At 66.9% G+C, this 21,736-nt stretch carries 21 protein-coding genes; 20 read left to right on the top strand and 1 reads right to left on the bottom strand.

Annotation, left to right across the window (positions count from 1 at the left end; translation table 11 throughout):
* The first annotated feature begins 24 nt into the window (after positions 1-24).
* The 20 genes from ROV93_RS13545 (at position 25) to ROV93_RS13450 (ending at position 20,651) form a co-directional block, all read left to right on the top strand.
* On the top strand, positions 25-879 hold the full coding sequence (locus ROV93_RS13545) for a 3-hydroxyacyl-CoA dehydrogenase (RefSeq protein ID WP_033474845.1): 855 nt from the start codon (positions 25-27) through the stop codon (positions 877-879).
* A 62-nt stretch (positions 880-941) separates the two neighbouring features.
* The gene (locus tag ROV93_RS13540; RefSeq protein WP_033474846.1) at positions 942-1,886 is read left to right on the top strand and encodes a LysR family transcriptional regulator; all 945 of its coding nucleotides are present in this window, start codon (positions 942-944) and stop codon (positions 1,884-1,886) included.
* A complete protein-coding gene (locus ROV93_RS13535; protein WP_033474847.1) occupies positions 1,883-2,155 on the top strand; it encodes an EexN family lipoprotein in 273 nt (90 codons plus the stop codon). Before ROV93_RS13540 ends, ROV93_RS13535 begins: the two co-directional genes overlap by 4 nt.
* Positions 2,156-2,390: 235 nt before the next feature.
* The gene (locus tag ROV93_RS13530) at positions 2,391-4,403 is read left to right on the top strand and encodes a conjugal transfer protein TraG (protein WP_033474848.1); all 2,013 of its coding nucleotides are present in this window, start codon (positions 2,391-2,393) and stop codon (positions 4,401-4,403) included.
* Positions 4,400-4,864 carry a CopG family transcriptional regulator gene (locus tag ROV93_RS13525; protein ID WP_033474849.1) on the top strand — a complete coding sequence of 155 codons (465 nt, stop codon included), beginning with the start codon at positions 4,400-4,402 and terminating at the stop codon, positions 4,862-4,864. Before ROV93_RS13530 ends, ROV93_RS13525 begins: the two co-directional genes overlap by 4 nt.
* Positions 4,861-5,907, top strand: a complete 1,047-nt coding sequence (trbB, locus tag ROV93_RS13520) for a P-type conjugative transfer ATPase TrbB (protein ID WP_033474850.1) — start codon at positions 4,861-4,863, stop codon at positions 5,905-5,907. Before ROV93_RS13525 ends, trbB begins: the two co-directional genes overlap by 4 nt.
* Complete coding sequence (locus tag ROV93_RS13515; protein ID WP_033474851.1) at positions 5,904-6,296, top strand: TrbC/VirB2 family protein; 393 nt, start codon at positions 5,904-5,906, stop codon at positions 6,294-6,296. Before trbB ends, ROV93_RS13515 begins: the two co-directional genes overlap by 4 nt.
* The gene (locus ROV93_RS13510; protein WP_033474852.1) at positions 6,293-6,562 is read left to right on the top strand and encodes a VirB3 family type IV secretion system protein; all 270 of its coding nucleotides are present in this window, start codon (positions 6,293-6,295) and stop codon (positions 6,560-6,562) included. Before ROV93_RS13515 ends, ROV93_RS13510 begins: the two co-directional genes overlap by 4 nt.
* 13 nt (positions 6,563-6,575) lie before the next feature.
* Positions 6,576-9,026 carry a conjugal transfer protein TrbE gene (trbE, locus tag ROV93_RS13505; RefSeq protein WP_033474853.1) on the top strand — a complete coding sequence of 817 codons (2,451 nt, stop codon included), beginning with the start codon at positions 6,576-6,578 and terminating at the stop codon, positions 9,024-9,026.
* Positions 9,023-9,766 carry a P-type conjugative transfer protein TrbJ gene (trbJ, locus tag ROV93_RS13500; RefSeq protein ID WP_033474855.1) on the top strand — a complete coding sequence of 248 codons (744 nt, stop codon included), beginning with the start codon at positions 9,023-9,025 and terminating at the stop codon, positions 9,764-9,766. The genes trbE and trbJ overlap by 4 nt, the downstream gene beginning before the upstream one ends.
* A 12-nt stretch (positions 9,767-9,778) precedes the next feature.
* Complete coding sequence (locus tag ROV93_RS13495; RefSeq protein ID WP_033474856.1) at positions 9,779-10,105, top strand: hypothetical protein; 327 nt, start codon at positions 9,779-9,781, stop codon at positions 10,103-10,105.
* Positions 10,102-11,490, top strand: a complete 1,389-nt coding sequence (gene trbL, locus ROV93_RS13490; RefSeq protein WP_180890442.1) for a P-type conjugative transfer protein TrbL — start codon at positions 10,102-10,104, stop codon at positions 11,488-11,490. The genes ROV93_RS13495 and trbL overlap by 4 nt, the downstream gene beginning before the upstream one ends.
* A 16-nt stretch (positions 11,491-11,506) precedes the next feature.
* Positions 11,507-12,211, top strand: a complete 705-nt coding sequence (gene trbF, locus ROV93_RS13485) for a conjugal transfer protein TrbF (protein WP_312540091.1) — start codon at positions 11,507-11,509, stop codon at positions 12,209-12,211.
* Positions 12,208-13,197, top strand: a complete 990-nt coding sequence (gene trbG / locus ROV93_RS13480) for a P-type conjugative transfer protein TrbG (protein WP_033474859.1) — start codon at positions 12,208-12,210, stop codon at positions 13,195-13,197. The genes trbF and trbG overlap by 4 nt, the downstream gene beginning before the upstream one ends.
* Positions 13,198-13,199: 2 nt before the next feature.
* Positions 13,200-14,492, top strand: a complete 1,293-nt coding sequence (locus ROV93_RS13475) for a TrbI/VirB10 family protein (RefSeq protein WP_033474860.1) — start codon at positions 13,200-13,202, stop codon at positions 14,490-14,492.
* The gene (locus tag ROV93_RS13470; protein ID WP_033474861.1) at positions 14,489-14,728 is read left to right on the top strand and encodes a DUF2274 domain-containing protein; all 240 of its coding nucleotides are present in this window, start codon (positions 14,489-14,491) and stop codon (positions 14,726-14,728) included. Before ROV93_RS13475 ends, ROV93_RS13470 begins: the two co-directional genes overlap by 4 nt.
* 43 nt (positions 14,729-14,771) lie before the next feature.
* Positions 14,772-15,428 carry a TetR/AcrR family transcriptional regulator gene (locus ROV93_RS13465; RefSeq protein WP_198421470.1) on the top strand — a complete coding sequence of 219 codons (657 nt, stop codon included), beginning with the start codon at positions 14,772-14,774 and terminating at the stop codon, positions 15,426-15,428.
* 31 nt (positions 15,429-15,459) lie between these two features.
* The gene (locus ROV93_RS13460; protein ID WP_033474862.1) at positions 15,460-16,326 is read left to right on the top strand and encodes a 3-hydroxyacyl-CoA dehydrogenase; all 867 of its coding nucleotides are present in this window, start codon (positions 15,460-15,462) and stop codon (positions 16,324-16,326) included.
* A gap of 24 nt (positions 16,327-16,350) precedes the next feature.
* Positions 16,351-18,120: an oleate hydratase gene (locus ROV93_RS13455; protein ID WP_033474863.1), complete on the top strand. Its 1,770-nt coding sequence runs from the start codon at positions 16,351-16,353 to the stop codon at positions 18,118-18,120.
* A 107-nt stretch (positions 18,121-18,227) separates the two neighbouring features.
* Positions 18,228-20,651, top strand: coding sequence for a heavy metal translocating P-type ATPase (locus ROV93_RS13450; RefSeq protein WP_225546722.1), 2,424 nt, complete (start codon positions 18,228-18,230; stop codon positions 20,649-20,651).
* Between the two features lie 103 nt (positions 20,652-20,754).
* Here the strand turns inward: ROV93_RS13450 and ROV93_RS13445 are convergent, their stop codons facing one another.
* Positions 20,755-21,732, bottom strand: a complete 978-nt coding sequence (locus tag ROV93_RS13445) for a zinc-binding dehydrogenase (RefSeq protein ID WP_033474915.1) — start codon at positions 21,730-21,732, stop codon at positions 20,755-20,757.
* Between the last annotated feature and the right edge of the window lie 4 nt (positions 21,733-21,736).

The following is a 21,736-nucleotide window of genomic DNA, read 5'->3' as shown; positions in this document are numbered from 1 at the left end:
CCTGTCCATCGTAGAGGTAGTCCCATGAGCATTCGGCATGTCACCCTGGTCGGCGCCGGCGTCCTCGGCGCGCAGATCGCCTTCCAGACCGCCTTCAAGGGTTTCGACGTCAGCGCCTATGTTCCCGACCAGGCCGCCCTGGACAAGGCCGGCAAGGTCATCGGCTGGCTGCAGCGGCGCTACCTGCAAGACATCGACGGCGCCGATCCGCAGGCGCTGGCGGCAGCGGCGGGGCGCATCCGCTGGACCACTGATCTGGCCGCGGCCGTCAAGGACGCCGATCTGGTCATCGAAGCCATTCCGGAACAGCTGGAGCTCAAGCGCAGGGTATATGCCGAACTGGGGCGCCTGGCACCGGCGACGGCGATCTTCGCCACCAATTCCTCGACCCTGCTGCCCAGCGCGATGGCCGACGCGACCGGCCGCCCGGAGCGCTTCATTGCACTGCATTTCGCCAACGAGATCTGGCTGCACAACGTGGCTGAAGTCATGGGGCACGCCGGAACCGACCCCGAAGTGTTCTCGACATTGGTTCGCTTTGCCAACGACATCGGCATGGTGCCGGTCGAAATCCATAAGGAAAAAGCCGGCTACGTGCTCAATTCGCTGCTGGTACCGCTGATGTCCGCGGCTTCCGAACTCCTGGTCGATGGCATCGCCGAGCATGAGGCCATCGACAGGACCTGGAAGATCGCCACGGGTTCGCCGAGAGGACCGTTCGAGATATACGACATCGTCGGCTTGGGCACCGCGTACCACATTTCCTTGGCCGGCGGGCCAAAGCAGCAGGCGTTCGCCCGTCTCCTCAAGGAACGCTACATCGACCACGGCAAGCTCGGCGTGGAGACCGGCGAAGGATTCTATCGTTACGAGTCCTGATCATGCGGGCACGGCCGTCACCAACGCTGCAGCGACTCACGTGATGCACCATGGAGGAAGAAATGGAACTTCGACACCTTCGCTGCTTTCTTGCGGTTGCCGAAGAACTCCACTTCGCCCGAGCCGCCGAGCGGCTGCATATCGAGCAATCGCCACTGTCACGCACCATCAAGGAACTGGAAGAAGAGCTGGGCGAACAACTGTTCGTTCGTACCAGCCGGAGCACGCGCCTGACCCGTGCGGGCAAGTTGTTCCATGAACATGTGCCACGCGTCTTCACCGCCCTGCAGCAGGCCCGCGACAGCGTCAAGGCGGCGGCCAACGGCTTCCACGGCCAATTGCGCATCGCCCTGTCCGATGGCATCACCCCGTCGCGTCTACCGAGCTTGCTGGCCCTTTGTCGGCAGGAGGAGCCAGAAGTCGAGATCCGTCTGTTCGAGGTGCCGCTGTCGCAGCAGATCAAAGGGATGAATGACGATCTGTACGACGTCGGCTTTGCGCAGTCCGACGAGGTAGGCGAAGGCATCGCAACAGTAGCGGTATGGAGCGATCCATTGATGGTGGCAGTTCCTGCCCGTCACCCGCTGCTCAGGCACAAGCGCATTCCGCTGGAAGAGGTGCTGCGCCATCCCCTGGTGCTGTGCGATCCGCAGGTTTGCGAGGGCTATGCCCGTCAGGTGGATCGCGTGCTGCGACGTGCGGACATGGAGCCATTGATTGCCGAGCGTGTGGCGTCGTTCGACCTGATGATGGCACTGGTCGCGGCGGGCTTTGCCTTGGGTCTGGCCGGAGCGCCACACATCACGGGCAGCCGCGAACCCGGTGTGGTCGCCCGTCCGCTGGCGGGGCGCTCCCCCATGCTGACCACTTACGTGCTGTACCGCGAAGGTGAATCCTCCGACGTGCTGGCGCGTTTCATCGAGCGGGTGCAGGCCATCGAATCACCAGAAGGCCACAGATCCACACCACCTGTTGAACCTGACCCCCAAGAGGAATTCGAGCCATGATCGTGAAGCTGATCGCGCCTGTTCTGATGTTGGCTGTGCTGTCTGCCTGCCGCCCGTCCGAGCCACCGAAGCAGGGAGCCAATATGCCGACCGTGGAAGAACTGGCCTCCGACCCCGAACGCTTGAAGGAACTGCGCCGCCAGTGCAAGACCGAGCGCCCGACGATGGGCGACGTGCTGTGCAACCGCGTGGCCGAAGCGACGAACAAGCGCTTCTTCGGCGACGGCAAGGTGCCTTACACGCCACCTGAAACGCCGCCGAAGTTCTGACCGTTAGCGGCTTGCTGCACATCCTGATTTTCTTTCTCGACACGCCGCAGCGCGCCCACGCCTGCGGCGTTTTGACTGGTCTCTTCCCTGCATGAAACCATGCTTTTTGCATCACCTTGCTGCCGATAACGGTCTTTGACCGGCACTGAATCGGCACCGATCCTGACGCCTGCGGCACGCCGATGTGCCGCGTTTTCCACGAGGAATCAGCGCAGGAGAAATCGGAGGCCAAGGTATGCAGGCTCAGGGCGTGTTGTTCGGGCAGATCGCCGCCGTCTTCGGCATCGTGATCGCCGGTGTGTGGGGTGCCACGCAATGGACAGCCGCTGCATTGGGCTATCAGCTACGCCTTGGCTCGCCCTGGTTCGACTTGTACGGCACGCCGATCTACTACCCGTGGAAGCTGTTCGAGTGGTGGTTCTTCTTCGACGCCTACGCGCCGCAGGTCTTCGACACCGGCGGCATGATCGCGGTGGGCAGCGGCCTTTTTGCCGTGGCGGTCGCCATCGCCATGTCGGTGTGGCGCTCGCGCCAGGCGCGCCAGGTGACGACCTATGGGTCTGCCCGCTGGGCCGATGCCGCCGACATTCGCAAGGCCGGGTTAACACAGCCCGCTGGAGTGTTTCTCGGCCAGCATGATGGCCACTACCTGCGCCACGAAGGGCCGGAGCACGTCCTGACCTTCGCGCCCACCCGCTCGGGCAAGGGCGTGGGTCTGGTGGTGCCGACGTTGCTGTCGTGGCCGGCATCTACCGTCATCCACGACATCAAGGGCGAGAACTGGCAGATCACGGCCGGTTGGCGTTCGCGCTTCTCGCATTGCCTGCTGTTCAACCCGACCGATGCGCAGTCGGCGGCCTACAACCCGCTGCTGGAGGTACGGCGCGGCGCGCATGAAGTGCGCGACGTGCAGAACATAGCCGACATCCTGGTCGATCCCGAAGGCGCGCTGGAGAAGCGCAACCACTGGGAGAAGACCAGTCACGCGCTACTGGTCGGCGCGATCCTGCATGTGCTCTACGCGGGCGAGGACAAGACGCTGCGCGGCGTGGCGAACTTCCTCAGCGACCCGGCTTGTCCCTTCGAGCTGACGCTGCATCGGATGATGACGACCAGGCACCTGGGCGATGCACCGCACCCAGTTGTCGCGTCCGCCGCGCGTGAAGTGCTCAACAAGTCGGACAACGAGCGATCGGGCGTGCTCTCTACCGCCATGTCGTTCCTCGGCCTGTACCGCGATCCCACGGTGGCCGAAGTCACGTCGCGCTGCGACTGGCGCATCGCCGACCTGATCGCATCCGAACATCCGGTATCGCTGTACCTGGTGGTGCCGCCTTCGGACATCAGCCGCACCAAGCCACTGATCCGTCTGATCCTCAACCAGATCGGGCGACGACTGACCGAATCGCTCGACGGTTCCGACGGTATCGAGCGCCGCCACAAGCTGCTGCTGATGCTCGATGAGTTCCCGGCGCTGGGGCGCCTGGACTTCTTCGAGACGGCGCTGGCCTTCATGGCCGGCTACGGCATCCGCAGCTTCCTCATCGCCCAAAGCCTGAACCAGATCGACAAAGCCTACGGCCAGAACCATTCGATCCTGGACAACTGCCATGTACGCGTGACGTTTGCCACCAACGACGAACGCACGGCCAAGCGCATTTCCGAAACGCTCGGTACGGCCACCGAACTGCGCGCGCAGCGCAACTACGCCGGCCATCGCCTGGCGCCGTGGCTCGGGCACCTGATGGTGTCGCGGCAGGAAACGGCGCGGCCGCTGCTGACGCCGGGCGAGGTGATGCAGCTTCCGCCCGATGAATCCGTGGTGATGGTGGGAAGCAGTCCGCCGATCAAGGCGAAGAAGCTGCGCTACTACGCCGACACCAACTTCAAGCGTCGCGTGTTGCCGCTGCCCGTACTCGCGGCCGGGCAGTACGCCGACGCGCCGCCGGCTCGCCCCGACGACTGGAGCGCCTTGGCGATTCCCGCCGTCCCCGCCGCGCCGGCCACGGCATCCGCCGATGCCCTGGGCGGCCCCGATGACGGCGGCCCGCGCCGCCAGCCGGAGCTGACCGAAGTCACCGAATACAGCCCCGAGCCACTGATCGCAGGCAACGACCTGGGGCTGCTCGATGACGACGACGACCTGCCGCTGCCTTACATGGCCTCTCTCCCCGGCCAGTTCGACCCGGCCATGCAGCGCACGGCCCGGCTGGCTTCCCTCGACCCCAACGACGGCATCGACTTATGAGCCAATACCGATTGAACCTGTTCATTCAGCACGAGCACGCAAAGCGCTTGGAAGAATTGGCCGCCAAGAAAGGCGTGTCGAAGTCGTCCATCGTTGCGGCGGCGCTGGCGTCCTGGCTGTCGCCGGACGCGGGCGACCAGCGTGAGGCCGCCATCGCCAAGCGGCTGGATCGCCTGTCGCGGCAGGCCGAGCGCCTGGAGCGTGACCAGAACATCCAGATCGAAACGCTCGCGCTGTTCGTCCGCTACTACCTGACTGTCAGCACGCCGGTGCCCGAAGCCCATCAGGATGCTGCCCGCGCGCAGGGTAAGGCGCGCTTTGAGCAGTTCGTCGAACAGCTCGGCCGCCACCTGCTGCGTGGCCGCAGCCTGGTGCGCGACGTGGTGGAAGAACTGCATCCCAACCCGATGCGGATGGATGACGCCGCGGCGCTGGCCGAAGCGCAGGAGCGTTCCTCATGAGCGCCGTCCCCCAGATCCCGCCCGAACCGCATTCGTCGGCAGCGGCGTCCCAGGATCGCCGCATCCAGATGCTGCGCACGGCGATGGGGCCAGTGATCGCTGCCGCGCTTGAAGACCCGGACGTGGTGGAGGTGATGCTCAACCCCGACCGGACATTGTGGGTGGATCGCCTGTCGTCTGGTCGGATGCCTGTCGGCGTCGAACTGCCCGAGGCCGATGGCGAGCGGATCATCCGCCTGGTCGCCGCCCATGTCGGTGCGGAGGTGCATCGCGGCCAGCCGCTCTTGACCGCCGAGCTGCCGGAGACGGGAGAACGCTTCGAGGGCATCTTGCCCCCGGCCGCGCCCGGCCCGGCCTTCGCGCTGCGCAAGCGGGCCGTGAGCATCATCGGCCTGGATCACTATGTAGCCGACGGCATCCTGACCGCCGGACACGCGGACTTCCTGCGCCGCGCCGTGCACGAGCGCCAGAACATCCTGATCGCGGGCGCGACCAGCAGCGGCAAAACCACGCTCGCCAATGCCTTGCTGGCCGAGATCGCCGCCACCGGCGACCGCGTGCTGGTGCTCGAAGACACCATCGAGCTGCAATGCGCGGCCCGCGACCATGTACCGCTGCGCACCCGCGTCGGCGTGGTGTCCATGACCGAGCTGGTGCGCGCCACGATGCGGCTGCGCCCCGACCGCGTGATCGTCGGCGAAGTACGCGGCGGCGAAGCCCTCGACCTCATCAAAGTGTGGGGAACGGGGCATCCCGGCGGCATTGCCACCATCCATGCCGGTTCCGCGTTGGGCGCGCTGCTGCGGCTGGAGCAACTGATCCTCGAAGTCGCGGTGAACCCGCCGCGGGCGCTGATCGCCGAAGCGGTCAACGTCGTCATCCACATCGCCGGGCGCGGCCGCAAGCGCCGCGTCGGAAGCATCGCCCGCGTCGTCGGCTTCGACGGAGTGGGCTATCGCCTGGCGGACGCCTTCGAAACACCGTTTCCCGAGCTGCCGCCACTTTCTTCCCCGTCCCCTCACCAACCTGGAGAACTGCCATGACGCAGATGCACGTTCGCGCTTTCCGCTTTTCCGTCAATCCGCTTCCCCGCCTGTCCAGCCTCGCCCGGCTGCGCAGTCTGACCCGTCCTGCGGGGCAAGGGCTGCTGCTGGCCGCGCTGCTGCTGTTTCTGGCCGGCACGGCCCAAGCCGCCGGTTCCTCGATGCCCTGGGAAGGGCCGCTGCAATCCATTCTGGAGTCGATTCAGGGGCCGGTGGCGCGCATCGTCGCGGTCATCATCATCATAGCCACCGGCCTGGCGCTCGCCTTTGGCGACACGTCGGGCGGCTTCCGCAAGCTGATCCAGATCGTCTTCGGCCTGTCCATTGCGTTTGCCGCGTCGTCGTTCTTCCTGTCGTTCTTCAGCTTCTCCGGCGGGGCGGTCGTATGAGTGCGGCCAACGATCTTCCGGGCTTTGAAGTGCCGCTGCATCGCTCGCTGACCGAGCCGATCCTGATGGGCGGCGCGCCGCGTACCGTGGCGATCGCCAACGGTACGCTGGCCGCCGCCGTCGGGCTGGGCCTGCAACTGTGGATTCCCGGCGTGGTGCTCTGGATCGTCGGCCATTCGCTGGCCGTCTGGGGCGCGCGCGTGGATCCGCAGTTCATGCAGGTCTTCGCCCGGCACATCAAGCACAAGCCGCTGCTGGACGCGTGAGGGAGATGCCGCGATGCTGAATCTTGCCGAATACCGCCAGCGGCCCGCCTTGCTCGCCGACTGGCTACCCTGGGCCGGGCTGATCGCGCCGGGTGTCGTCTTAAACAAGGACGGCAGTTTCCAACGCACGGCCCGCTTTCGCGGCCCCGACTTGGACAGCGCCACGCAAGGCGAGCTGATCGCCGCATCGGCGCGGCTCAACAACGCGCTGCGCCGGCTGGGATCGGGCTGGGCCTTGTTCATCGAGGCCGAGCGCTGCGCAGCGGCTACCTATCCACGCTCCGAGTTTCCCGAACCACTGTCATGGCTGGTGGACGAGGAGCGGCGCGCCGCCTTCGAGGAGTCGGGCCATCACTTCGAGAGCGGCTATCACCTGACGCTCGCATACCTGCCGCCGGAGGAATCCCGCGCTCGCGCCGCGAAGATGCTCTACGAGAACGCACCCGGCGACGGCGTGGACTGGCGCGGTCGCCTCAGTGCGTTCGTGGCGGAAACCGATCGCGTATTCGACCTGCTCGACGGCGTAATGCCGGAAATCGCCTGGCTCGATGATGCCGAGACGCTGACCTATCTGCACGCCACCGTCTCGACGCGCCGCTACCGCGTGGGCGTGCCCGAAGTGCCGTTCCACCTCGACGCGCTGCTGGCCGATTCCGCGCTGGTCGGCGGTCTGGCGCCCGCACTGGGCGTCCAGCACCTGCGCGTGGTGTCGGTGCGCGGGTTCCCGACGTCCACCTGGCCGGGTCTGCTGGACGACCTCAATCGCCTTGGCTTCGGCTACCGCTGGAGTACGCGCTTCCTGTGCATGGACAAAGCCGAGGCGGAAAAGGAACTCGGCCGCCTGCGCCGCCAGTGGTTCGCCAAACGCAAGAACGTCGTCGCGCTATTGCGCGAAACGATCTTCCAGCAGGAAAGCCCGCTGGTCGATACGGACGCCAGCAACAAGGCCGCCGATGCTGATGCGGCTTTGCAGGAGCTGGGCAGCGATCAAGTCGCCTTCGGCTATCTCACCGCCACGGTGACGGTGCTCGACGCCGCCCCGGCCGTGGCCGACGAGAAGCTGCGCATGGTGGAGCGCGTCATTCAGGGCCGTGGTTTCGTGACGATCCCCGAAACGCTCAACGCCGTGGATGCGTGGCTGTCCTCGATCCCGGGCAACGCCTATGCGAACGTGCGACAGCCCATCGTCTCGACGCTGAACCTGGCGCACATGATGCCGCTCTCGGCGGTATGGGCCGGGCCGGAGAAGAACGACCACCTCGACGGCCCGCCGCTGATCGTGACGCGCACCGATGGCGCGACGCCGTTCCGGCTGGTCACGCACATCGGCGACGTGGGACACACGATGATCGTCGGCCCGACCGGCATGGGCAAATCGGTCCTGGTCGCCATGATGGCGATGCAGTTCCGCCGCTATCCCGGCTCGCGCATCTTCGCCTTCGACGTGGGCCGATCCATTCGTGCTGCCACCCTGGGCCTGGGCGGCGAGCACTACGACTTGGGCGCGGATGGCGACATTGCCTTCCAACCGCTGGCGCGGATCGACGACGAGGGCTACCGCACCTGGGCCGCCGATTGGGTCGAAGGTCGGTTGATACGCGAAGGCGTGGCAGTCGGCCCCGACGAGAAGGCGGCGATCTGGTCGGCGCTGGAAAGCCTGGCCGGTGCGCCCGTGGCGCAGCGCACGATGACGGGGCTTTCCGTCTTGCTGCAATCGAACGCGCTGCGCCAGGCACTTTCGCCCTACGTGCTCGGCGGCGCCCACGGCAAGCTGCTGGACGCCGACCACGACCGGCTGGGCATGGCGGACGTGCAGTGCTTCGAGATGGAGGAGCTGATGCACAGCAAGGCCGCTGTTCTGGCCGTGCTGAATTACTTGTTCGCGCGTCTGGAAGAGCGATTCGATGGTGCTCCGACCATGCTTTTCCTCAGTGAAGCATGGACTTTCCTGGATGACCCGGTGTTCGCCGCACGGCTGCGGCAGTGGCTGAAAACCTTGCGGAAAAAGCAGGTCTCCGTCGTCTTCGATACGCAATCCCTCGCGGACATCAAAGAGTCGTCCATCGCGCCAGCCGTCATCGAAAGCTGCGCCAGTCGGATTTTTCTACCGAACCCGCAGGCCACCGAGCCGCAGATGCGTCCGATCTACGAGGGCTTCGGCCTCAACAGCCGACAGATCGAGATCGTCGCGAACGCCCAGCCCAAACGTGACTACTACTACCAATCGCGGCTCGGCAATCGCGTGTTCGACCTCGACCTGGGGCAGGCCGCGCTCGCTTTCGCGGGCGCATCCACTCCCCAAGACCAACGCGACATCGACCGCGTGCTGACACAAGCCGGCGCTCCCGGCTTCGCCGGTGCGTGGCTGCGCCATCGCGGCCTCGATTGGGCTGCTGACCTGCTGCCGTCCTCACCGCCAGCGGCTTCCTTCCTCGCGTCTCAACGACCGGAGGTTTCACCATGAAGACCAAACCCCGTTTGCTGTCTGCCTCGCTCGCCGCCGTGCTGTCGGTGTCGCTGCTGGCCGTGCAGCCCGCATCCGCGCTGACGGTGTTCGACCCGTCGAACTTCGTACAGAACACGCTGACCGCCGTGCGCACGCTGGAGCAGATCAACAACCAGATCAACCAGCTTCAGAACGAAGCGCAGATGCTGATGAACCAGGCGCGCAACCTCGCGAATCTGGACTTCAACATCGTCAATCGCCTGCGCTCGACGCTCGCCACGACCGAGCGCCTGATCGCCGAGGCGCGCGGCCTAGCCTACGACGTGCAGAGCATGGATGCCACGTTCGCCCGGCTGTACCCGGAGCAGTATGCCGCAACCGTCAGCGGCGACCAGATGCTGCGCGATGCGAAGGAACGCTGGACGAACACCTTGAACGGCCTGCACACCGCGATGCGGATGCAGGCGCAGGTGTCGCAGAACTTGGCGCAAGACGAGAGCGCTCTGTCCGATCTGGTCAGCCAGAGCCAGTCCGCCACCGGCGCGCTGCAAGCCATGCAGGCGACCAACCAGCTTCTGGCCCTGCAGGCCAAGCAGTCGATCCAGGCGCAGCAGCTCCAGATCACGCAGGAACGCGCCGCCGCACTGGAACTGGCACGCCAAGCGGCGGCTGTCGAGCGCGGCCGGGAAGTAACGCGCCGATTCCTGGGCGATGGCACGCCGTACACGCCGCAGCGTGTGGATTTCTACGGCAACTGACGGGAGACGGCCATGCGATGCGTTTTCTTCCTGCTGCCCGTGCTGCTGGTCGCTTGCAGCCAGCAGCCGACCGAAGACCTGGCCGCCACCTTGGCCGCCGATCCCGTGCGGCTCAAGGCGCTGCGTGCCCGATGCGCAACCGACCTGCAAGCCGCAGGCGAAGGCGCCTGCCGCGCCACCGCCGAAGCCTTCCGGCAGCGCTTCTTCGCCGGCCAGACCGGGCCAGACGAGTACCGGGCGCTGGCCGACTTGCCGCCGATTCCGCCGAGCTTCGATACGCCCGCCGACGACGTACACGAAGGCGACGCGCCACCCGCATCGCCGGAGGACGTGCCATGAACGACGTGACGGTGATCGACCGCTTTCTCGATACTTTCTCGCGCTACATCGACTCGGGCTTTGGGCTGCTGCAGGGAGAAGTCGCGTTCCTCACCGCCACGCTGATCGTCATCGACATGACCATCGCCGGGCTCTACTGGGCGATGAGCCATGCCACCGGCCAGGGCGATGACGTGATCGCCAAGCTGCTGCGCAAGGTGGTCTACGTCGGTGCCTTCGCCTACATCATCAACAACTTCAACTGGCTGGCCAGCATCGTCTTCCGCTCGTTCGCGGGCCTGGGCCTGACGGCCAGCGGCTCGACGATGAGCATGGGCGAGTTCCTGCAACCAGGACGCCTGGCCAAAACCGGCATCGACTCGGCGGCCCCCATCCTTGAGCAGATCAGCGACATGGCGGGCTTCCCCGAGGTATTCGTGAACATGACGCCCATCGTCGTCATGTTCCTGGCCTGGGCGGTGGTGATCCTGTGCTTCTTCGTGCTGGCGATCCAGCTTTTCATCACGCTGATCGAGTTCAAGCTGACCACGCTCGCGGGCTTCGTGCTGGTGCCGTTTGCACTGTGGAACAAGACCAGCTTTCTCGCCGAGAAAGTGCTGGGTAACGTCGTGTCTTCAGGCATCAAGGTGCTGGTGCTGGCCGTCATCGTCGGTATCGGCTCAGGCCTGTTCGCCGAGTTCCAGGTGCATCCGTCCGAGCCGTCCATCGACCATGCGGTGGTCATCATGCTGGCCTCGCTCACGCTGCTGGCGTTGGGAATCTTCGGCCCTGGCATTGCCACCGGGCTGGTCTCCGGCGCACCACAGTTGGGTGCCGGGGCGATGGCCGGTGCTGCGATTGGTGCCGCAGGCGCGGCGGTGGCCGTGGGGGCCACTGCCACCGGCGTGGGCGGTGCGGTCATGGCCGGAGCGCGCATGGCACCGGCTGCCGCCAAACTCGCCGGGGCTGGCGCGCGGGCCGCGACCTCGGCGGCTGGCAGCGCGAAGTCGGCATTCCAAGCTGGTTCCGCCGCTGCGGGCGGCGGAGCCAAGGGAGCGATGGCAGGGCTGGGTAATGTCGCCAAGGGCGGTGCACAGGCGGCAGGCCAGCGCGCCGGTGCTGGCATCAAAACGGCGGCAGCCAAGGCCGCTGCGCCATTCAAAGCAGGCTGGCAAGGCTCTGGCGCAGATGGTGGCTCAGGCGGTGGCACTACTGGGCCAGCCGCCACGGGTGATGCCGCTGGCACCACGGCCACCGCACAGAAGCAGGAACAACCCGGCTGGGCAAAGCGCCTGCAACGCCGCCAACGACTCACCCAGGCCACCACCACTGCCGCCCACACGCTGCGCGGTGGCGATGGCGGCGGCTCCGGGCAAGGCCCGAGCCTGCGCGATTCCGATAGCTGACTTTAAGGAGAACCCCATGCGATTCAAGCGACCGCAGGTGCGCTATGCCGACACGCCGCAGCCTGCTACTCCCTATCAAGCTGCCGCCCAGGTGTGGGACGACCGTATCGGCTCGGCCCGTGTGCAGGCGAAGAACTGGCGGCTGATGGCCTTCGGCTGCCTGGTGCTCGCGCTGCTGATGGCCGGCGGCCTGGTGTGGCGCTCGGCCCAATCCATCGTCACGCCCTATGTCATCGAGGTCGATCAGGCCGGCCAGGTACGTGCGGTCGGCGAAGCCGCTACGCCGTACCGGCCCGCCGATGCACAAATCGCTTTCCATCTGGCGCACTTCATCGGCCTGGTTCGATCGCTGTCCATCGACCCGGTCGTCGTGCGCCAGAACTGGCTCGATGCATACGACTACACCACCGACCGGGGCGCGGCGGTGCTCAACGACCATGCCCGCACCAACGATCCGTTCGCCCGCATTGGCAAGGAGTCGGTGACGGTGCAGATCACCAGCGTCGTGCGCGCCAGCGACACGTCTTTCAACGTGCGTTGGACGGAACGCCGCTACGTCAATGGCGCAGCTGCGGGGCTGGAGCGATGGACGGCCGTGGTGTCCATCGTCCTGCAAACCCCGCGCACCGAACAGCGCCTACGCCGCAACCCGCTGGGCATCTACGTCAACGGCCTGTCGTGGCGCCGTGAACTGGATTCTTCTGAAGGAGTGAAGCCATGAATGCGCTTTTCCGCAAATCCGCCTTGCCGGGGATTCTTTTTGCCTTGGCCGGCTGCGCCTCGCAGGGCAAACCGCCGCCGACCATCTCGCTCGATGAGCCGGTGCTGGCCCAGCCATTGCCCGAACCGCCCATGCCGATGGAAGTCGTCGCCGTCCCCGAACCGCTGCCGATGCCGGCGCAGTTGAAGCCGTTGCCCGAGGCCGAGGACGCTGAACCTGCACCAGAGCCTGCCGACGAGAAGGTGCGCGTCTCCCGCGCCAACGCGGAGGCGCGCATCGCACCGACCCGTGAGGGCTACGTCAATGCGATCCAGGTCTGGCCGTTCACTGACGGTGCGCTGTACCAGGTCTATGCGTCGGTGGGCCGCGTGACGGTGATCGCGCTCCAGCCCGGCGAGGAACTGGTGACGGTCGCTGCGGGCGATACCGTGCGCTGGATCGTGGGCGACACCTCCAGCGGCAGCGGGGCCGATCTGCGCGTCAATGTACTGGTCAAGCCTATCCGTTCCAGCTTGAAGACCAATCTGGTCATCACCACCAGCCGCAGGACGTACCTGCTGGAACTGATCTCGACCGACAAGGCATGGATGGCATCGGTGTCCTGGGACTACCCCAGGGATCGGATGCTGGCCTTGCAGCGCCAAGCACAGGCTGCCAACGCTGCCGCGCCGGTAGATGTGGGCCTGTCGTTGGAGAACATCCGTTTTCGCTATGCAATCAGCGGCAGCAATCCACCGTGGAAGCCGCTGCGCGCCTTCGACGATGGCGAGAAGGTCTATATCCAGTTCCCGCCGGGCATCGCCCAAGGCGAGCTGCCGCCGCTGTTCGTCATCGGCGCGCAGGGCGACGGGCAACTGGTGAACTACCGCTTCCGCCCGCCGTACTACATCGTTGATCGGCTGTTCGGTGCGGCTGAACTGCGCCTGGGCGGGGATAAGGGCGACGTGGTGCGCATCGAGCGCACGGATGGTACGCGGAGGAACTGACCATGAGCCAGGACGACACTCCCGACGTTGCCGTGCCGCAGGCGGGCAAGGTCGAACCCGAGGCGGTGGCGCTGCGCGCCCAGCCGCGTCCGGTCACACGGCTGAACCGGCGCACGCTGGCCATCCTCGCCGGCGGCCTGTCGGTCGCCGTGCTCGGCGCGTTGATGTGGTCTTTGCAACCGCAGCGGCGCGCGGCCAACGAGCAGACCGAGCTTTACAACGTGGATCGCGTTTCACGCTCCGAAGGACTCGACCAGCTTCCGGCCGACTATTCCAAGCTGCCGCCGACCTTGCTCCCCGACGTGCCCGAGCTGGGGCCGCCGCTGCCGGGCGACCTTGGGCCGGCCATCGTGAACTCGCAGCAGCCGGCCGTGGCCGCCTACGCCACACCCGGTCACGACCCGGCCGAGGCGGAACGCTTGGCGCGGTTAAAGGAGGCCGAGGAAGCGGCTGCATCGTCGGTATTTTTCCGCACCGGCACCCAGCAAGCCGCGCCGGTGGCGCAGTCGCAGGTGGCCGCCGCGCCGGGCTTCGCCGCCAATGCGGCCTTCGACCCGATGGCAGCCGGGCCGGCTTCGACGGCGGCCCAGCCCGCCGACCCGACGGCCGTGCAGAACAGGCAAGACCAGAAAGAGGCGTTCCAGCAAGCCGGAACCACGGAAACCCGTAATTCCGGCAACCTGCAAATGCCCGCATCGCCGTATCAGGTGATGGCCGGAACGGTGGTCGCCGGGGCGCTGGTTACGGGCATCAAGTCGGACTTGCCCGGCGACGTGATCGCCACAGTGACGGAGCCGGTCTATGACACGGCCACCGGGCGCTTCCTGCTGATTCCGCAGGGTTCGCGCATCCTCGGCCGCTACAACAGCCAGGTCAGCTACGGGCAGAGCCGCGTTCAAGTCGTCTGGAACCGGATCATCCTGCCCGACACGTCCTCGCTCACGCTCGACAACCTGGCCGGCACCGACCCGGCCGGCTACGCGGGCCTGGAGGATGGCGTCGATTGGCATTGGGATCGCATCTTCGCCGGTGCGGTGCTGACCACGCTGTTAGGCGTCGGCGCCGAGCTGGCCGCGCCGGAGAACCGCCAGGACGGCGATCGCATCATCATCGCCGGGCGCGACAGTGCGCAGGACAGCATCAATCAGGTCGGCCAGGAGATGACCCGGCGCAACCTCAACATCCAGCCCACCTTGACCGAGCGACCGGGCCTGCCGGTTCGCATCATCGTCAATCGGGATCTCGTGCTGCGGCCGTACCAGCCGTTGTTCTTCAATCGGGGGGCTTCGCGATGAGCACGACCAAAAGGCTGCGGCTGGGGCCGCTGCCCAAGACCGAAAGCGTCAAGCTGACCTTCGCTTGCCCGGCCGGCCTGAAAGCCGACCTCGACCGCTACGCCGCGCTGCACGCGCAGACGTATGGCGAGGCGGTCGATGCAGCGACGCTGATCCCGCACATGCTGGAGGCGTTCATCGCGGGGGATCGGGGGTTTCCGGGCGGCAGGAGAAACCGGGCGCGATTGCGACAATAATTGAGTACACTCATAAATGAGCAAACTCAGTCAATCGCCATCCATGATCACGACCGACGCGCTCGCCCGACCCGGTCGGCGCGACCGCAACATGCAGGACAAGCATGGCCGCATCTTCCAGGCGGCCGCAGCGCTGTTCGAGGCGCATGGCTATGCCGGCGTCACCACGCAGGCGATCTCCGAGCGCGCCGACGTCGGCGCGGGCACGCTGTTCCGCTACGCGTCCTCCAAGGACGAACTGCTGCTGATGGTTCTTAACCAGGCGTTGCGCGCGGCGCTGGCACAGGGCGCCGCGCGGGCCCGTGGATTGCGCGACCCGGTGGACATCGCGGTGGCGATGGTCGCGCCCATCCTGCAATTGGGCGGCCGGCATGCGGAGAACCTGGCGGTCTACCAGCGCCAGCTGATGTTCGGCGCCCCGGGCGAGAAATACCGCAACGAAGGCCTGGCACTGCTGGCCGGGCTGGAGGCGGCCGTGGCCGCCGGCCTGCTCGAGCAGGCCGGCGCGCGCGGCCTGCCGGCACGCCCGGAGCTGGCGCGAGTGGCCAGCATCTCGATCTTCGGCGCTGCGCATCTGGCGGTCTCGCGCGCCTCCACCGGCGCCCATCCCGGCCATGTCCCGATGGACGACCTGCGCGCGCAGGTCCGGCAAATCGTGGACGGCTATTTCGCGGGCCTGGCTACCGAAGGGCCAGCCTAGCCCTGTTCCCTTCGATACAAGGAGTTGTGCTTTGGACAAGATTAACAAGGTGACGGTGCTGGGCACGGGCGTGCTGGGTTCGCAGATCGCGTTCCAGACCGCCTACAGCGGCTTCGAGGTATCGGTCTACGACATCGACGAGGCGGCCATCGCCAAGGCGCGGCAGCGCCTGGACGGGCTGGTCGAAACCTACGAGGAGGAGGTGGCCGGCGCCGACGGCGACAAGCTGCACGCCGCATTGGCGCGCATCGCCTTGCACACCGACCTGGGTGCGGCCGTGGCCGATGCCGACCTGGTGATCGAGGCCATCCCCGAAGTGCTGGAACTCAAGCGCCAGACCTACGCCAGGCTGGACCGGCTGGCGCCGGAGAAGACCATCTTCGCCACCAACTCGTCCACGCTGCTGCCGAGCGCGATCCAGGACGCCACCGGCCGACCCGACCGCTTCATCGCCCTGCATTTCGCCAACCAGATCTGGAAGTACAACACCGCCGAGGTGATGGGCACGCAGGACACCGACCCGAAGGTGTTCGACGCGCTGCTGGCTTTCGCCGCCGACATCGGCATGGTGCCCATCGCGCTGCATAAAGAAAAAGCGGGCTACGTGCTCAACTCGCTGCTGGTGCCGCTGCTCAACGCGGCCGCCGAGCTGGCCGCCGGCGGCTATGCCGACCCGCACGACGTGGACAAGGTCTGGCGCATCGCCACCGGCGCGCCGCTGGGGCCGTTCCAGATCTACGACATCATCGGCCTGACTACGCCCTACAACATCCTGTCCCACGGCAACACCCACACCCAGCAGCTGGCGGCCTGGCTGAAGGAGCACTACATCGACCACGGCAAGCTCGGCGTCGCCTCCGGCGAGGGCTTCTACCGCTACGACAAGACCCCGAACTGACCCCTCATAAGGAAAGGACAACGCATGTACTACAGCAGCGGCAACTACGAAGCCTTCGCCCGCCCGCGCAAGCCGGCCGGGGTGGAGAACAAGACCGCCTGGTTCGTCGGCTCGGGCCTGGCTTCGCTGGCCGGCGCGGCCTTCCTGGTGCGCGACGGACACATGCCCGGCGAGCGCATCACCATCCTGGAGCAGCAGGCGATCGCCGGCGGTGCGCTCGATGGGCTGGACGTGCCCGAGAAGGGTTTCGTGATCCGCGGCGGGCGCGAGATGGAGGACCACTTCGAGTGCCTGTGGGACCTGTTCCGCTCGATCCCCTCGCTGGAGATTGAAGGTGCCAGCGTGCTCGACGAGTTCTACTGGCTCAACAAGGACGATCCCAACTACTCGCTGCAACGCGCCACGGTGAACCAAGGCGAAGATGCGCGCACCGATGGCCTGTTCACGCTCAGCGAGCAGGCGCAGAAGGACGTGATCAAGCTGTTCCTGGCCACGCGCGAGGAGATGGAGAACAAGCGCATCGACGAGGTGCTGGGCCGCGACTTCCTCGACAGCAACTTCTGGCTCTACTGGCGCACCATGTTCGCCTTCGAGGAATGGCACTCGGCGCTAGAGATGAAGCTGTATCTGCACCGCTTCATCCACCACATCGGCGGGTTGCCGGACTTCTCGGCATTGAAGTTCACCAAGTACAACCAGTACGAGTCGCTGGTGCTGCCGCTGGTGAAGTGGCTTCAAGGCCACGGGGTGAAGTTCCAGTACGGCACCGAGGTGACCGACGTCGATTTCGACATCGCCCCGGGCCGCAAGCAGGCCACCCGCATCCACTGGAAGCGCGACGGCGCCGATGGTGGCGTGGACCTTGGCCCGGACGACCTGGTGTTCATGACCATCGGCTCGCTGACCGAGAACTCGGACAACGGCGACCACCACACCCCAGCCAGGCTCGATGAAGGCCCGGCCCCGGCCTGGGACCTGTGGCGCCGCATCGCGGCCAGGGCACCGGACTTCGGCCGCCCGGATGTGTTCGGCGCGCATATTCCCGAGACCAAGTGGGAGTCGGCCACCGTCACCACGCTGGACGCGCGCATCCCGCAGTACATCCAGAAGATCGCCAGGCGCGACCCGTTCAGCGGCAAGGTGGTCACCGGCGGCATCGTCAGCGTCAAGGATTCGAGCTGGCTGCTGAGCTGGACGGTCAACCGCCAGCCACATTTCAAGAAACAGCCCAAGGACCAGATCGTGGTCTGGGTGTACTCGCTGTTCGTGGACACGCCCGGCGACTACGTCAAAAAGCCGATGCAGGCGTGCACCGGCGAGGAGATCACCCGCGAGTGGCTGTACCACCTAGGCGTGCCGGTGGAGCAGATCGACGAACTGGCCGCGACCGGCGCCAAGACGGTGCCGGTGATGATGCCGTACATCACCGCGTTCTTCATGCCGCGCCAGGCCGGCGACCGGCCCGACGTGGTGCCGGAAGGCGCGGTCAACTTCGCCTTCATCGGCCAGTTCGCCGAGTCCCGGCAGCGCGACTGCATCTTCACCACCGAATACTCGGTGCGCACGCCTATGGAAGCGGTGTATACCCTGCTGGGTGTGGAGCGCGGCGTGCCAGAGGTGTTCAATTCCACCTACGACGTGCGCACGCTGCTGGCGGCGACCGGCCGCCTGCGCGACGGCAAGGTACTGGACATTCCCGGCCCGGCGTTCCTGCGCAACCTGCTGATGAACCGGCTCGACAAGACCCAGATCGGCGCGCTGCTGCGGGAGTTCAAGCTGGTCACCGAAGATTGAAAACGCCGCGCGTGTAGACGCACGGCCTCATGCCGGGAGGCTCCATGCACACACCTCATCCGCCTGCCGGTCAGGCAAGCACAAGCGACAAGACCACCAGCCCACAGGTGGAGCATGGCCCTGGTGCGCACGGCCCTGGCAGCGCGCACCAGGTCACGCCGTTGCACGACCCGGTCTGCGGCATGGCGGTATCCGGGGACTCGCCGCACCGCGTCGAGCATGCCGGGGCCACGCAGGTGTTCTGCAGCGCCCGCTGCCTTGAGAAGTTCGTCGCCGAGCCCGATCGGTATCTCGCGCCCGTGCAGGCGACCGCTGCGGTGCCATCCGCCCCTGGCGGGCACGGGGCACACCATGGCGAACATGCCGCACCGGCCGCTTCTGCCTCGCAGGCAACAGGGGCGCCGTCTCGCGCCGGGATGCTCTACACCTGCCCCATGCACCCGGAGATCCGCCAGGACCACCCCGGCACCTGCCCAAAGTGCGGCATGGCCCTGGAGCCGGAATTGCCCAGCCTGGAAGACGACGACAACCCCGAGCTGAAGGACTTCTCGCGCCGCTTCTGGTGGACGCTGCCGCTGTCGGTGGTGGTCATGCTGCTGGCAATGGCCGGCCACCGGCTGCACCTGTTCGACATGGCGACCCAGAGCTGGGTGGAACTGGTGCTGGCCGCGCCCGTGGTGCTTTGGGCCGGCGCACCGTTCTTCCAGCGCGGCTGGCAATCGCTGGTCCATCGCAGCCCCAACATGTGGACGCTGATCGGCCTGGGCACCGGCGCAGCCTTCGTCTACAGCGTGGTGGCCACCGTGGCGCCGGGCGTCTTCCCCGCGTCCTTCGTCTCGATGGGGCGGGTCAACGTCTACTTCGAGGCGGCGGCGGTGATCATCTCGCTGACGCTGCTGGGACAGATGCTGGAACTGCGCGCGCGTTCGCAGACCTCGGCAGCGATCAGGTCACTGCTGGGGTTGGCGCCCAAGACCGCCCGGCGCGTGCGCGAGGATGGCACGGAGGAGGACGTGCCGCTGACCCACGTGCAGGTGGGCGACCGCCTGCGCGTGCGGCCCGGCGAGAAGGTGCCGGTCGACGGCATCGTGCTCGAAGGCGCAAGCGCGCTCGACGAGTCCATGCTGACCGGCGAGCCGCTGCCGGTGACCAAGCGCGCAGGCGACCGGCTGATCGGCGCCACCCTCAACACCAGCGGCGCGCTGCTGATGCGCTGCGAGCGGGTCGGTACCGACTCCGTGCTGTCGCAGATCGTGCAGATGGTCGCCCAGGCGCAGCGCTCCAAGGCGCCCCTGCAACGCATGGCCGATGGCGTGGCCGGTTGGTTCGTGCTGGCCGTGGTCGGCGTGGCCATCGTCACCTTCTTCGCCTGGGGGCTGTTCGGCCCCGCCCAGGGCTGGGTGTTCGGCCTGATCAACGCGGTCTCGGTGCTCATCATCGCCTGCCCGTGCGCGCTGGGCCTGGCCACGCCGATGTCGATCATGGTGGCGACCGGGCGTGGCGCCAGCCAGGGCATCCTGTTCCGCGACGCGGCGGCCATCGAGAACCTGCGCAAGGTCGACACGCTGATCGTGGACAAGACCGGCACGCTGACCGAGGGCCGCCCGGCCTTCGACCGGGTGGTGCCCGCCGAGGGCTTCGCCGCCGAGGAGGTGCTGCGCCTGGCGGCCAGCCTGGACCAGGGCAGCGAGCACCCGCTGGCCGACGCCATCGTCCGCCAGGCGCGCGAACAGGGCATCGCCTTGGATGCGGTGGAGCAGTTCGACTCGGGCTCGGGCATCGGCGTGCAAGGCCGCGTCGCCGGCCGTTCGCTGGCGCTGGGCAACACCGCGCTGATGGCCCGGCTCGGCGTGGCCGTCGAGGTGCTGGCGGCGCCGGCCGAGGCCCTGCGCCGGGAAGGCGCCAGCGTCATGCACCTGGCCGTGGAGGATCGGCTGGCCGGGCTGCTGGCCGTTTCCGACCCGGTCAAGGCGAGTACGCCCGAAGCCCTGTCGGCGCTGCACGCGGCGGGTATCCGCATCGTCATGGCCACCGGCGACGGCGTGACCACCGCCCGCGCGGTGGCCGCGCGCCTGGGGATCGACGAGGTGCACGGCGAGGTCAAGCCCGAGGACAAGCTGGCGCTGGTCGAGCGCCTGCAGGCCGAGGGTCGGGTGGTGGCGATGGCCGGCGACGGCATCAACGACGCCCCGGCGCTGGCGCGCGCCGACGTCGGCATCGCCATGGGCACCGGCACCGACGTGGCGATGAACAGCGCCCAGGTGACCCTGGTCAAGGGCGATTTGCGCGGCATCGCCGTGGCGCGCGGGCTGTCGCAGGCCACGGTGGCCAACATGCGCCAGAACCTGGCGTTCGCGCTGGTCTACAACGGCCTGGGCGTGCCGCTGGCCGCCGGCGTGCTTTACCCGCTGACCGGCTGGCTGCTCTCGCCGATGTTCGCGGCCCTGGCCATGAGCCTGAGCTCGGCCTCGGTGGTGGGCAATGCGCTGCGGCTGCGCGCCCAGCGTATCAATCCAGGCCGAACTGGCTGATCCCGCACATGCTGGAGACGTTCATCGCGGGGATCGGGTTTCAAGAAGAGGCGCATTCCACAGGCACGATCGCCAAAACACAGCGAATGGGAAAACCCCTTTCTCATGGCTTCAGCAAGACCTTGCCCTTGCGCCCCGGTTGCAGGCTGGCGGCCGCGGCCTGGGCTGCATCGGCCAGGTCGTAGATCGCCTCGACCGGCAGCAACAGTTCACCGGCCAGCGTGCGCTGCAACAGTTCGCCCACCAGCCGGCGCTTGTCATCCGCCGACAAAGCCTGGCTGACCTTGCTGCCCCAGAAACCCTTGACCGTGGCCTGCTTGAAGATGAGTGAGCCCGAGTCGATCTGCATCGGCTCTCCTGCCATCGTGCCGAAGGAAACAAGCGTGCCGCCTTCGCCCAGCAGGCCCAGCAGCGCTGCACTGGCCGCGCCGCCGATGGAGTCGACGGCCGCGTGGGCCAGGGTGGAGCCAAGGAGCGCGCGGGCGCGTTCCTGCCACTCCGGCTGCGCAGTGGAAATGACGTTGCCGATGCCCAGGGCCGCCAGTTCGTCCACGCCCGCGTCGCGGCGCACCAGACTCAGCACCTGCACACCGCGTGCGGCGGCCAGCATGGCCAGCGTCTTGCCGACCGCGCCGTTGGCCGTGTTCTGCACGATCCACTGGCCCGGCTCGGCGTGCAGGAACTCCAGCAGCATCAACGCACTGAGCGGCATGGCGATGAGCTGCGCGGCGGTCTCGTCGGGCAGGGCCTGCGGCACCGGCACCAGCAGCCGCGCCGGGGCCAGGAAGTACTCGGCCCAGGTACCGTGTGCCGAGGCCACGGCAACACGCTGGCCGACGGTGGCGCCTTCGACACCCTCGCCCAGTGCATCGACGATGCCGACCGCCTCGCTGCCGCCGATGGCGGGAAGTTCCGGCTTGTAGCCGTAGCGGCCGCGGATCGTCCACAGGTCATGGTTGTGGATCGGCGCCAGCGAGGTCTTGATGCGGACTTCGCCCGCGCCAGGCTGCGGCACCTGACGGTCGCCGAGTTCGAGGACGTCGGCAGGCTCGCCAAATGTGGTGTGGATGGCACTGCGCATGATG

The sequence above is a fragment of the Stenotrophomonas maltophilia group sp. msm4 genome, from assembly GCF_032025605.1.
Taxonomy (GTDB): domain Bacteria; phylum Pseudomonadota; class Gammaproteobacteria; order Xanthomonadales; family Xanthomonadaceae; genus Stenotrophomonas; species Stenotrophomonas sepilia.
The sequence above is the reverse complement of the archived record's forward strand: the minus strand, read 5'-3'. Positions and strand labels throughout refer to the sequence as shown.

What these genes read in the sequence shown, in the direction of transcription:
- trbF (WP_312540091.1), top strand. Translation starts at nt 11,507, where the DNA reads ATGCGATTCAAGCGACCGCAGGTGCGCTATGCCGACACGCCGCAGCCT.
- trbL (WP_180890442.1), top strand. Translation starts at nt 10,102, where the DNA reads ATGAACGACGTGACGGTGATCGACCGCTTTCTCGATACTTTCTCGCGC.
- trbE (WP_033474853.1), top strand. Translation starts at nt 6,576, where the DNA reads ATGCTGAATCTTGCCGAATACCGCCAGCGGCCCGCCTTGCTCGCCGAC.
- ROV93_RS13510 (WP_033474852.1), top strand. Translation starts at nt 6,293, where the DNA reads ATGAGTGCGGCCAACGATCTTCCGGGCTTTGAAGTGCCGCTGCATCGC.
- ROV93_RS13475 (WP_033474860.1), top strand. Translation starts at nt 13,200, where the DNA reads ATGAGCCAGGACGACACTCCCGACGTTGCCGTGCCGCAGGCGGGCAAG.
- ROV93_RS13530 (WP_033474848.1), top strand. Translation starts at nt 2,391, where the DNA reads ATGCAGGCTCAGGGCGTGTTGTTCGGGCAGATCGCCGCCGTCTTCGGC.
- ROV93_RS13465 (WP_198421470.1), top strand. Translation starts at nt 14,772, where the DNA reads ATGATCACGACCGACGCGCTCGCCCGACCCGGTCGGCGCGACCGCAAC.
- ROV93_RS13545 (WP_033474845.1), top strand. Translation starts at nt 25, where the DNA reads ATGAGCATTCGGCATGTCACCCTGGTCGGCGCCGGCGTCCTCGGCGCG.
- ROV93_RS13445 (WP_033474915.1), bottom strand. Translation starts at nt 21,732, where the DNA reads ATGCGCAGTGCCATCCACACCACATTTGGCGAGCCTGCCGACGTCCTC.
- ROV93_RS13515 (WP_033474851.1), top strand. Translation starts at nt 5,904, where the DNA reads ATGACGCAGATGCACGTTCGCGCTTTCCGCTTTTCCGTCAATCCGCTT.
- trbB (WP_033474850.1), top strand. Translation starts at nt 4,861, where the DNA reads ATGAGCGCCGTCCCCCAGATCCCGCCCGAACCGCATTCGTCGGCAGCG.
- ROV93_RS13455 (WP_033474863.1), top strand. Translation starts at nt 16,351, where the DNA reads ATGTACTACAGCAGCGGCAACTACGAAGCCTTCGCCCGCCCGCGCAAG.
- trbJ (WP_033474855.1), top strand. Translation starts at nt 9,023, where the DNA reads ATGAAGACCAAACCCCGTTTGCTGTCTGCCTCGCTCGCCGCCGTGCTG.
- ROV93_RS13540 (WP_033474846.1), top strand. Translation starts at nt 942, where the DNA reads ATGGAACTTCGACACCTTCGCTGCTTTCTTGCGGTTGCCGAAGAACTC.
- ROV93_RS13525 (WP_033474849.1), top strand. Translation starts at nt 4,400, where the DNA reads ATGAGCCAATACCGATTGAACCTGTTCATTCAGCACGAGCACGCAAAG.
- ROV93_RS13470 (WP_033474861.1), top strand. Translation starts at nt 14,489, where the DNA reads ATGAGCACGACCAAAAGGCTGCGGCTGGGGCCGCTGCCCAAGACCGAA.
- trbG (WP_033474859.1), top strand. Translation starts at nt 12,208, where the DNA reads ATGAATGCGCTTTTCCGCAAATCCGCCTTGCCGGGGATTCTTTTTGCC.
- ROV93_RS13495 (WP_033474856.1), top strand. Translation starts at nt 9,779, where the DNA reads ATGCGATGCGTTTTCTTCCTGCTGCCCGTGCTGCTGGTCGCTTGCAGC.
- ROV93_RS13535 (WP_033474847.1), top strand. Translation starts at nt 1,883, where the DNA reads ATGATCGTGAAGCTGATCGCGCCTGTTCTGATGTTGGCTGTGCTGTCT.